Genomic DNA, 11,731 nt, shown 5'->3' on the forward strand with positions numbered 1-11,731 from the left:
GAAACTGCCATGACAATGCTTGCATTGAATCATTCTTCTCTCATTTTAAATCTGAAATGTTTTATCTTAATTATTATCAAACAAAGGAAGAACTAATTCAAGCTATTGAAACATACATCTATCATTACAACTACAAACGATTCCAAAAAAGGCTTAACCATCGAGCTCCGATTGAATATCGAATCTCGATGGCTGCATAGTCTTTTTTTACAGCTGTCCACTTGACGGGGGTAAGACCAAATCAGTCTGTCCAAAATCAAAAAGAGTTCATCCACAAAGTGTTTGGACTTATAGCATAAAATACGATTTCACTAGGAATCTACTATTATCCGCGTTCTTCTTCATATATTTGCACCAGAACCCAAACTATTAATATCCAAAAATATCTACTTCAGCTGCTGAAGCATATCCATTTTTCCCATTCGTTACTTCTATTTTTATATATTTCGCAGAAACAGGGTCAAATGTTGCAAATTCTTTTCCTCCAGTACTTTTCCATGTTCCAGACGATACTTTTTGATAGTTAGAGCCATCCATGCTTGTATAAATATTGTATCCTAAAATACGACCATTCTCCGACCAATCTTGTCTTGGGAGACATGATAATAGGGTGATGGTTCGTATTTGACCGAGGTCTAGCGTTAAATTGTATGGATATTGATTCGGTGTACTCCATTGACTATGCCAAATTGTATTTAGATTGTCATCAATTGCGTTATTTGCTGGATCGCGCCATGATTCCTCACTGTTGGCACTCGCCTTCATTATTTTTTTAGATAATACAGCAAGTGGTTTAACAGGTTTAGTATCCGTCGCTTCCCATATAGGTGCAATTAATGTTGGATTATTTAAGGCTTCTACTTTTTGTCTCGTTTCTTGGGTTGCTTTCAATCCCCATTGATCAAAAAACGGAAGTAAATTTTGTTTTGCTACTTTCGATGTATTGTAAATAAATGCTTGTATTTTATCTTCGTCCGTTTTTGAAAGTTGATCTTCTGGTAACTCTCGATATAGTTTGTGAAGATTTGGATAAAAATCATCGCCATATGCTAAATGAAGCTGCCAAATCATAACAAGTTTCACAAACAAATCATCAATATTTTTATATTCTTTATTTGTTTGTTTTAAGTATGCAAAGGCTCTATCATAATCTCCCTCTTTTTCTAAACGTGTTGGTTGATTCGGGAATAATTGCTTTTGTGCAGCTAAAGAGTATAGATTAACAGTTACTTCACCCATACTTCTTAAATCATCCCAAGTCCATGGGTATTGTTGTCTTGCATGTCCCGCTTCATGCATTTGGCCCCATCCAAAATCATTTACATTTAAAGCACTTTTAATTGCTTCGCCAGCAGTAGTAAATACGGCTCCATCCCAACTTGCATACATACCCCACTCTTGTTTATTAGGATTTTCTACAAAAGCCCAAATACGCTGAGTTGAACGATGTAACGGATTAGGATCTGTTTTAGATAATCCCGATATTCTGTCTTGCGCTTGAATCATTTCATCATATTTTTTTAATAGAGGCACAGGATTCTGATCTACAATATATTTATTGGCACTATCACGAGTAACAGTAAGTACTGCTCGTTCTGATTTCAATTGTACCGCATGTGCATCTGGATATTTGTTCATCATGGCAATCCAGTCTTCTTTCGTGTGCTTCCCTAATTCAAAGAATGGGACAGGACTACCGCCTTGAGTTACTTTCACGTTGATTGTTCCGGTGTCTTGATAGTTATCAAATCCTAATAAGCCACCGTTTGGAGAAGAGATGGTATTAGAACCAGGAGAAATGTCAAATTCTTTTCCCCATTCTTTATCATATTGATGTGTCCCAATAATCGCTCTAATCTTTTGCGTTCCCGATACTTCAATTGTAACCTGTTCATTTGGTTTTACATAGATTCCTGTTGGCATATAGTTTTTTTGCTCACTTCTTCTTTCCCTTTTTGCTTCACCCCAAAAACTACCTGTTCCTGGAAGATTGAACTCCCTCTGTTCATATTGCGTTGCAGTTTGTGCAGTTTCAGCATAAATATTCAAACTATTTATAGCGATAGGTGTAAATAATGTCGTTGTCAAAATAGCAGATGCTATAAATACTTTCTTTGTTTTTTGTAATCTACCATTCTTTCTTCTGTTCATATAAATCAGTCCTTTCGTTCAAATTCGTTATAACGTTCATACGAAATACCAGTTTTCTTACTAATTCCAAAAGTGGATTTATTAAATGCATACTTATTTTAAACAATGGTGATTATATTTTTGGATGAATACGCAAAGACGGAGAAGTCTAAAAATAATAATTATTCTCTTAATTATTCCGGATACATATTACCTCCATTTATTTCTTAAGTCATACATAAATCACTCCTCTAAGTAGAATTTTAAGATAAATGTCTTATCTCAAAATCCTTTAACTAATATTGGAATTACATATTAAGTATAATTTAAGAATGAAGTCATACAATTGAGAAAAATAAAAACATTAATAATTAACATGTATGTAAAATATAAGGTGGTAATTAAGTAAATAACTTGCCACATTTGAAAATTATTCTAATTCGGGTGTTTTTGCCCATCCCCTGAAAAGGAGGAATAAGATAAAATGTGTAAGAGATAGCTATTTCTATCTAAAACTAATTATAGAAATAAAATACAGATTATGACCTATTTTTACACGTGTTTCGGCTGAACCCCGTTAAATATCCATACAAAAAACCAGAGATATGAGTGGCTATGCATGATATCTCTGGTTTTTATGAGTTTAACACCTTGTACTTTTTATAAAAATCAAAACTTGTAAGCCAACTGAACATGTAAAAGATAACGATTTAATCCATACCAATGGGACTGTTCCAGCCCCTGATCTTTGAATTTACTAAACTGCTATTCAATTTTTCCGCACTCTTTCAATAGTTATTTTCCAAAGATTATGTCTACAAAATGTAATAACACACGACGGTGTGTACTTTCGACTTGTTCACTGTTTCCATCTAAGTGTTATTTCCTGTGTCTATTTTATTGACATCACATCAAAAAATCTATTTGTTATTATTTATACACAATTTTAAAATACGAATAAGCAGTTAATACATAATACCCAAAATAAATTATGCAATATACACCACTACTAATTAAAATAGGAGCAATGATATTATATATAGGCATATTGCTTATTATTGGTATAGCAAATAAGCTATGAACAAGTCCGACTATCAGAGGTGAAATAAAACTAAAGCTAACTTGTTTCGAAATTGACTTTCTTACCTCTTTTTTCGTAACACCTATCTTACGAAGAATCTCATAATATCTCTGATTAGCATACGCTTCAGATAATTGTTTATAATATATAATTGAACCTGTTGCCAGTACAAATATAACCCCTAAAAAACTTCCAATAAATAACGAAGCTCCATACAGTTGCATAAAATCTACTTTTGTTTCAGATTGTCCGAAATAATACCCTGCTACAACTGTACTAACTGCGGTTAAAGCTGTAGCGCTTAATATAGCAATTGTTGCAAGTAACTTGGCATTTCCTTTTACTCGATATAGCAATTGTGAAATGTTTAGCATATTCATACCGTTATAAAATATTTTTCTTTTGCTTCTAATTTTCTTTAATACAATAACTGTATAAGACGTGAATAGAAAGTATGTCCCAAGAACAATTGCAAACAAAATAAAAAAAGGGATTATATTAGGATCCATAAAAGGATTCATAGGGTCCTTAGGGTTCTGCACAAGTTTTACGGCTTCACGGAAAAAAGTTGCTAAAACATAACCTAATCCGATTGAAATAAGGCTCATGTATGCCATGATTCTAGATCCTTTTGGCATACTTTCACCTTTATGATTGGCTTGAAACATTTCAATTAATGAAAATTGATAAATTACGCGAGAGTTTTTCCATGCTGTATATAATAAAATAGCTAAAAAGACGATAAACGTGTCTATTATTGCCTTTATAGATAACTCGAACGCAATTGGTACATTTAATTTCATCAAATCCATTAGCAGTTCTAAAAATAACTTAAAGCTCATACTACCAATCAGTATTCCAATTACTAAAGCTACACCTCCCATTATCATGGTTTCACAAAATAACATCGTACCAATTTGTTTTTTAGTTATACCTAGTAAAGAATATAATCCTACCTCTTTTTTACGTTTTCTTATAAAAAAATTAGTAGAGTAAATAATAAATATGGCTATAAAAATAATGAGAATCACTTTTGAAGATTGAAGAACGCTATTAATCATTACATTATTAATCATTTCTTTTTTTATTTGAGTACTATATCGGAGTGATGCAAATATAAAATAGATAAGCATACTCGAAGCTAAGGATACAAAATAGAGTATATACTCTTTAAATTTACGCCGTATATTACGTTGAACTATATCAAATAAAGTCATTTATCTTAACCTCCAGAAATTATTGATGCAAAATATACAAAGTAGTCTTTAAAGTTCCGCTGTATGTTGCAGAGGGCAATGCTAGATAAGGTCATCAGCCCTACCTCCAGAAATTGAAGACATTATATCAACGACTTGTTGGAAGAATTGTTTACGTGTTAATTCTCCACGATGTAACTCTTTATATAATTCACCGTCTTTAATGAAAATAACTCGTTTACAATAACTTGCCGCAAACGCATCATGCGTTACCATTAAAATGGTTGAATTATCATATTTATTTAATGACTTCATACTTTCTAATAAATCTGTTGCTGATTTAGAGTCGAGTGCCCCAGTTGGCTCGTCCCCAAAATCATACTCGGCTTCGTAACGATGGCACGTGATGCCGCACAGCGCTGTTTCTGTCCACGAGATACTTGATAGGGGAACTGGACTAAAATATGATCAATGCCAAACTTCTTCACGATTTCAAGAACACGACAATCAATTTCACTTGCCTTTACTTTAGATAGCGCAAGAGGCAACGCAATATTTTCTTTTACCGTTAAAGTATCTAATAGGTTATAATCTTGGAAAATAAAACCTAAATGATCGCGGCGAAATAACGCTAATTTATCATCATTCATCTTCACAATATCTTTTCCATCAATTAAAATCTCACCGTTCGTCGCATTATCAATTGTAGAAAGAACGTTTAATACAGATCCTGAAGGTCCCATAATTCCAACGAACTCTCCTTCTTTTACTTGTAAGTTAATCCCTTTTAACGCTTCAAGTTTATTTCCGCCTGTGTTATACACTTTTTTAATATTTGTTGCTTCTAACACTGTTTTCATCTCTATCTCTCTTCTCCTAATATTTATAGCACGCTAATTTTCTTAAATCCCGATATCTGATATATCAGGATAAGGGGAATTGAAAATTTTGAGTTAGATGGGCATATCATGAAAGTCTTTATTTGAAAAAAGAGTGAATACTCGTAGGAACATTCACTCTTTGGTGAAAGCATCTTACTATCAAATTACACTTTTCACTCTTCTTATTCATATCGTAGACAATCAATTGGATCCAATTTAGCTGCTCTATTAGCCGGAAGGATACCAAAAACAATACCGATTGACATAGATATTCCAACTGATAGTAAACCAAGGTTCACAGAAATAACAAGTGGCCATTCACCTAGGGATGCAGCTATCCAAGCAAAGAAAGTACCTAATCCAAAACCAATTCCTCCGCCTAATGATGTTAAAATACAGGCTTCGATGAGAAATTGTATTAATATTTTCCCTCTCGTTGCACCAAGTGCTTTTCGAACACCTATTTCTCGCGTACGCTCTGTAATGGATACAAGCATGATATTCATCACACCAATACCACCTACGATTAAAGAGATCCCAGCGATACTAGCGAATACCATTTTCATCGTTCGCGTTGATTCTTCTATCTCTTGACTATATGCTTTCGTATCTTCTACTATAAATGGATGCTCAAATTCCGGTGATTTCAATTCATTTAATACAGATACAGCTTGTTTCTCTACAGTTTCTCGCTCACTAGGAGCAGATAATTTAATTTTCACTGTATCATACTCCTCGATCCCCGAAACCAACGGTGCATTGTCAATTGCCGTATATCCCTCATACAATTTAAATTGCCGCTGAAAACCGTCCGCATATTTGTACACTCCGACAATCTTATATGGTTTTCCTTTTATATCTATATATAAATAATCTTTCCAAGTATCAAATAGCTTTGTAAATAAATCTTCACTGAGAATTACAACAGGGATTGGTTTTTTCAGTTCATCCTCTGTTAACTCACGCCCATGTACCATTTTTATTTTATAGTCCTGCATAAAATTACCTGTTCCCACATTTAAACTAAAGGAAACATCTTTTGACCCGGTATATGCTTTTACGTCCATTTGTATTTTTGGGTATACATCTTTTACACCTGGTATCACTTGTAATTGCTTTACCATGTCTGGTGTAATTTTCGCTTTCTCTGTTGGAGAATCAGGATTGACATATTCTATATTGATTTCATCCATATGACGGCTCTCTGCAAGCTCTTTTTGCATCTTTGCAGTCTGTCCATCACCCATTGAGATAATCGTAATAATCGCACTGATTCCAATAATAATTCCTAGCATCGTTAAAATGGATCGCATTTTATGTGCAAAGATAGAAGATATAGCCATACGTATATTTTCATTTGTATTCAAATTCAATCCCTCCAATCTTGGACAATATTTCCGTCCCGAATGACAATTTGGCGTGCTGCTGCTTCCCAAATTTCACGGTCATGGGTAATCACAATGATTGTTGAGCCTTGTTTGTTTAATTCGTAAAAGAGGTCCACCATTTGTTTACTTGTTTTCGTATCAAGTGCTCCCGTCGGTTCATCGGCTAAAATGAATTTCGGGTTATTTACAATTGCGCGTGCCACAGCAACACGCTGTTTTTGACCACCTGACAATTCATTCGGTAGGTAGGTAGCACAATCAGCTAAACCAACTTTTGTTAAAGCTTGTAATGAACGTTCGCGTCTTTCTTTTTTATCGAACCCTGCATAAATAAGCGGTAATTCAACATTTTGCATTGCTGTAAGTCTTGGTAGTAACATGAAGTTTTGGAATACGAATCCAATCTCTTTATTCCGAACATGTGCCAGTTCTATTTCAGACATGTTTGAAATGTTTTGACCAGATAATTCATACATACCTGTCGTTGGTTTATCTAAGCAACCGATAATATTCATTAAGGTTGACTTACCAGAACCAGATGGTCCCATAATAGAAGTAAAATCTCCTTGATTCAGAGTTAAACCAATTCCGTGTAATATTTGAATGGACTCTGCACCATTTTGGAAAGATTTTGTGATGCCTTGTAAATTAATCATTGAGTGACAACCTCCATACCATCTTTTAAGTTTTCTTCAGGTTTAGAGATAATTTGTTCTCTTTTTTTCACTCCAGAGACTTTTGCTTCATTATCTGTTTCGAATTCAACAGTAACAGCTTGTTCTTTTGCTTTTCCGTCTTTTACAACGAAAACAACATTTTTGTCGCCTTTTTTCACGATGCTGCTTTTCGGAACGATTGTACCAGTTGCTTCACCTGATTTACTTGTCACGTATACGTGGAAACCGTTTTGTAATCCTTCACTATTGTCTAATGTGATAGTGAATTGATAATTAGAAACAGTTTTATTTTCGTCCATGCTTTTTAATGATGTAGAGCCAATTTCTGTTACTTTTCCTGTCCAAGTCTTACGAGCCACAGTTTTGGATGAAACCGTTACTTCTTGCCCAACTTTTACGCTCGCAAGCTCATATTCAGAGAGTTGACCTTTTACTTTAAATGGACCAGCGTGACGAAGTGTAATTCCACTCATACCAGTTTTTTCATCAGCATTTTTAACGATATCGTCAATTACACCATCAACAGGACTCGTTATAGAAAGTGTGTTTAATTTCTCTTTTGCTGCTTTAATCATTTCATCAGTTTTTTCTACCTCAAATTTTTTCATTTCAAGTTGTGATTCTAGTTGTTGACCTTCAATTTCCGATGCCTTTAATGCTTCTTGAGGAAGACCAGTATTTTTATCTTTTTGTATTTTCTGCTTCGCTGTATCAATTTGTTTCTGATATAATGTTACTTCTTTTTGTGCGATCTTCTTTTGCATTTCTGCTTCTGTTACGCCTTGTTTGGCGATAGGATCATTATATTTAAAAAGAAGCTGTCCTTTTTTCACCTCATCACCTTTTTTGACAGCTAATTCATACGTACCTTTTGTTGAATCGAATGAAATTGTTTCCATACCATTTGGGATAACTTCGCCACCAAATTTTTGCTGATTCTCTATTTGTTTTTCTGTCACTTGATATATTTTATAGGTCTTAACTGGTTTAGGCTCCCCAGCAAACGTCATATGCGACCCAACTCCTAAACCAATTGTTATCACACCAACGATGAATAGTTTGTTTGCTTTTTTCATATTATCCTCACTTTTTCATGTATTTTATTTTGGGAAACTATAAGTTCCTTTCTTGAATAATTTGTTAACGTTTTTGAAAATGACATATAAACAATGAGATTTTAAGATCTTTAACATCTTCCCTTGTTTAAAATAACAATGCTATATAAAGCTCAGCACATACTGTGCACCATATAAAAAACCCCACTTTTTCGTTACTAGTTCTTCCTTGACCTAACATACGTATAGGATAGAAAAAACTAATTAAATAAAAAGTGGGGTAAACATTAAATTTTTATTAAACTTTTGAACTCTCTTCTTTTGGTAATCTTACTTCAAATATTGTTCTGATTACATTACTTTCTGCAGAAATCGTCCCATTATGCTGCTCAACAATATTTTTAGCAATAAATAATCCAAGACCTGTACTATCTTGTTGCTCTGTTCTAGCTTTATCACCTGTATAAAACATATCAAAAAGATAGGGTAAATCTTCTTCTGGAATGCTATCTCCATAATTAATAATTTGTACGATAACCTCTCCATTATCAACATATCCATTCATATCAACAAATTGTCCATTACCTCCGTATCGAACCGCATTTGTTAAAAGATTTTCAAATACTCGAGCTAACAATTTTCCGTCACCGTTAATATACAAATGAGGATCAACATTCAATCTAGCTTCTAAATGATGCTTCTCCAATAATGGATACACTTCCTCATCTAACTGTATAAGCAATTCACTTATATTAATTGTTTTTATATCTAACTTTAGCATGCCATAATTCATTCTCGTAATTTCAAACAACTCATCAATTAAACTTTCAAGTCGTTGCGATTTCGTAAATGCAATCGTAGAAAAATGTTTAATCTGTTCCTTCGTCAAATTCTCGTCTTTAAGAATTAAATCTAAATAACCTAAAACAGATGTTAATGGCGTTCTTAAATCATGAGCTAAGTTAACAACTAGCTGATCTTTACTACTTTCTGCAAAGTCACCTCTTTCAACCGCCTCTTTTAACTTTTCACTCGCTATATTAATTTCACGCGCAATATCTCCGAATTCATCATTTGATGAAATATGAACTTTATTTGTAAAATTACCGTTAGCAAGATGATGAATACCATTAGAAATTTCATCAAAATACTTTAAGTATGATTTTGTTAAAAAGAAAAAGAATAAAATAGATAGTAGGATAAAAGAAATCAAAAAGAAATGAAGATCTCCAAACGCTCTTCCTGTTGACCTAAATTGGTCTAAAGGATCTATATGGAGTACCATCGTTTTATAATAGAGTAATCCTTTATAAATTATATATGTTCCGCTAGCCGCTAATACCATACTTAGCGCAAACAAGGCAATCATTTTAAAACGAAAGCTTCTCAGCATTTTAGCCATTGAAAGTATAACCTACCCCCCATATCGTTTTTATTAACTTATTCTTTCTTTTATCCTCCCCAAGTTTTTTTCGTAAAGTACGAATATGCACAATAACTGTATTTCCACCTTCGTAATAATTATCTTCCCATACGTGCTGAAAGATATTTTCCACACTGTACACTTTTTTCCGGTGGCTCGCTAATAAATATAAAATATCAAACTCTTTTGGGGTTAATTCGATTTGCTCTCCGTATACATTTACCGTTCGACGCTCAAGGTCAATAACAATTCCACTGGCTTCTAAAACAGTATTATTCTCTTCTGCTTTCGGTTGATTTAACGTAAGAAATCGGCGTAGTTGTGCATTTACACGTGCAACCAATTCAATCGGTGTGAAAGGTTTCGTCATATAATCATCCGCACCTAGTACAAGACCTGTCACCTTATCAAAATCAGATGTTTTTGCACTTAAGAAAATGATAGGCATATGATGTTTCATACGAATTTGTCGTGTTACTTCATAACCATCCATTTTTGGCATCATAATATCTAAAATAACTAAATCAATTGGCTGAGATTGAATAACACGAATTGCCTCTTCTCCATCAGCTGCTTTCACAACATGGTATCCTTCTTTTTCTAAATGTATCCCAATTAGTTCAGCAATTTCAGCTTCATCATCAGCTATTAAAATTGAAATAGGCTTCATTTTATTCCCTCTCCTTTTCAAGAAAGCTTGCTTTTTTCTAAGCTGCATTCGTATTCTTTGACTCTTCTATAAAATGTATTACTCTTCATTCCTACTCTTTGCATTGCTTCTACTGCTGTTATTTTATGTTGCTTCCATTCTTGATACGTAGATATAAATTTATCATCAATCTCAATTTTTTTACGGCCAAATTTAACTCCTTTTTGAAGTGCGATTGTAATCCCTTCTTTTTGTCGTTCACGGATTCTTTTTCTTTCATCTTCAGCCATATAACTTAATAACTGTAAAATTAAATCTGAGATAAGAGTTTCAATTCCATTTAAATCTTTATATTTCATTGTGTTAAGAAGCGGCATATCTAATACAACGATATCAATTTTTTTTCTTTAATTAATTCTTGCCATTCATCTAAAATCATTTGTTTATTTCTTCCCAAACGATCTAATGATTGAATATATAAAACATCTCCATTTCTCAACATGCGCTTCATAAGTTGATATTCAGGACGTTTGAAATCCTTTCCACTAGCTCTTTCTATAAAGGTGTATTCTTCAGGAATACCTATTTCTGATGCAGTCACAAGTTGTCTTTCAATAGATTGATCTTTACTACTTACTCTAATATAAAAAAATTTTCTCATTATGGATCTCCTCTTCAACTTTAAATTTTCCGTATAATCTATAATTGTAATTGTTATAGGATATAATTATTATATTTTAGTGTCAAATTATATACAATTATTATGAAATGTTTCAAAAATGATTATGTTATAATTATGAAATATCGAAACATCATTAAATCTAACATATCAAAAAGTATACTTTTTGATATGCAACAAACCCACTATAAATAATTTACACAAGGAGATGTAGAAGGAAAATAGGTATGAATACTCAAAATCGACTAACTATTTTAACAACAGATGAAATAAACTGACTCTATAATAGACCTATTTTGGTTCTGTTGCAAAGTTTTCTACATGAAGCTACACTCTAGAAAACAGGATCTAGGAGAATCAGAAATGAGATATTTTAAAGAAAAACAATTCAAGAAAGATATTATTTTAGTAGCTGTCGGCTACTACTGCCGTTTTTCTTTAAGTTATCGCGGTGTATCTGAAACCCTGAAAGAACGTGGTATTTCAGTTCACCCAACAACCATCATGCGATGGGTTCATGAATATGGCAATCTCATCTATCAAATTTGGAAAGTGAAAAATAAATCTGCACG

Annotated in this window: 8 protein-coding genes and 4 pseudogenes; 2 read left to right on the plus strand and 10 right to left on the minus strand. The window is 33.2% G+C overall.

Features of this window, described 5'->3' with window-relative positions:
* On the plus strand, window positions 1-200 hold a 200-nt coding region (locus C564_RS35820), incomplete at its 5' end, for an IS3 family transposase (RefSeq protein ID WP_155896302.1).
* A 169-nt stretch (window positions 201-369) separates the two neighbouring features.
* On the opposite strand, the gene C564_RS0129835 is transcribed toward C564_RS35820, so the two are convergent.
* The 10 genes and pseudogenes from C564_RS0129835 to C564_RS33970 all read right to left on the minus strand — a co-directional run bounded on the left by C564_RS0129835 (window position 370) and on the right by C564_RS33970 (window position 11,141).
* On the minus strand, window positions 370-2,151 hold the full coding sequence (locus tag C564_RS0129835) for a M60 family metallopeptidase (protein ID WP_018767979.1): 1,782 nt from the start codon (window positions 2,149-2,151) through the stop codon (window positions 370-372).
* A 648-nt stretch (window positions 2,152-2,799) separates the two neighbouring features.
* Window positions 2,800-2,997: pseudogene (locus tag C564_RS35825) on the minus strand (ISNCY family transposase); the annotation flags it as partial.
* Between the two features lie 63 nt (window positions 2,998-3,060).
* On the minus strand, window positions 3,061-4,428 hold the full coding sequence (locus C564_RS0129840) for an ABC transporter permease (RefSeq protein WP_018767980.1): 1,368 nt from the start codon (window positions 4,426-4,428) through the stop codon (window positions 3,061-3,063).
* Window positions 4,429-4,509: 81 nt separating this feature from the next.
* Window positions 4,510-5,267: pseudogene (locus tag C564_RS33965) on the minus strand (ABC transporter ATP-binding protein).
* 203 nt (window positions 5,268-5,470) lie between these two features.
* Complete coding sequence (locus C564_RS0129850) at window positions 5,471-6,655, minus strand: ABC transporter permease (RefSeq protein WP_018767981.1); 1,185 nt, start codon at window positions 6,653-6,655, stop codon at window positions 5,471-5,473.
* Window positions 6,656-6,657: 2 nt separating this feature from the next.
* Complete coding sequence (locus tag C564_RS0129855) at window positions 6,658-7,332, minus strand: ABC transporter ATP-binding protein (RefSeq protein ID WP_018767982.1); 675 nt, start codon at window positions 7,330-7,332, stop codon at window positions 6,658-6,660.
* Window positions 7,329-8,429 (minus strand): efflux RND transporter periplasmic adaptor subunit, encoded by a 1,101-nt coding sequence (locus C564_RS0129860; RefSeq protein ID WP_018767983.1) that lies wholly within the window; start codon window positions 8,427-8,429, stop codon window positions 7,329-7,331. Before C564_RS0129860 ends, C564_RS0129855 begins: the two co-directional genes overlap by 4 nt.
* A gap of 277 nt (window positions 8,430-8,706) precedes the next feature.
* Entirely contained in the window at window positions 8,707-9,810 is a 1,104-nt protein-coding gene (locus tag C564_RS0129865; RefSeq protein ID WP_018767984.1) for a HAMP domain-containing sensor histidine kinase, read from the minus strand.
* On the minus strand, window positions 9,803-10,501 hold the full coding sequence (locus C564_RS0129870; protein WP_018767985.1) for a response regulator transcription factor: 699 nt from the start codon (window positions 10,499-10,501) through the stop codon (window positions 9,803-9,805). Before C564_RS0129870 ends, C564_RS0129865 begins: the two co-directional genes overlap by 8 nt.
* Window positions 10,502-10,518: 17 nt before the next feature.
* Window positions 10,519-11,141, minus strand: a pseudogene (locus tag C564_RS33970) (recombinase family protein).
* 381 nt (window positions 11,142-11,522) lie between these two features.
* Here C564_RS33970 and C564_RS0129880 point away from each other — a divergent pair.
* Window positions 11,523-11,731 (plus strand): annotated as a pseudogene (locus C564_RS0129880) (IS6 family transposase); the annotation flags it as partial.

The sequence above is a fragment of the Bacillus sp. 105MF genome (assembly GCF_000374885.1).
GTDB classification, from domain to species: domain Bacteria; phylum Bacillota; class Bacilli; order Bacillales; family Bacillaceae_G; genus Bacillus_A; species Bacillus_A pseudomycoides.

What these genes read in the sequence shown, in the direction of transcription:
- C564_RS0129835 (WP_018767979.1), bottom strand. Translation starts at nt 2,151, where the DNA reads ATGAACAGAAGAAAGAATGGTAGATTACAAAAAACAAAGAAAGTATTT.
- C564_RS0129840 (WP_018767980.1), bottom strand. Translation starts at nt 4,428, where the DNA reads ATGACTTTATTTGATATAGTTCAACGTAATATACGGCGTAAATTTAAA.
- C564_RS0129855 (WP_018767982.1), bottom strand. Translation starts at nt 7,332, where the DNA reads ATGATTAATTTACAAGGCATCACAAAATCTTTCCAAAATGGTGCAGAG.
- C564_RS0129860 (WP_018767983.1), bottom strand. Translation starts at nt 8,429, where the DNA reads ATGAAAAAAGCAAACAAACTATTCATCGTTGGTGTGATAACAATTGGT.
- C564_RS0129865 (WP_018767984.1), bottom strand. Translation starts at nt 9,810, where the DNA reads ATGGCTAAAATGCTGAGAAGCTTTCGTTTTAAAATGATTGCCTTGTTT.
- C564_RS0129870 (WP_018767985.1), bottom strand. Translation starts at nt 10,501, where the DNA reads ATGAAGCCTATTTCAATTTTAATAGCTGATGATGAAGCTGAAATTGCT.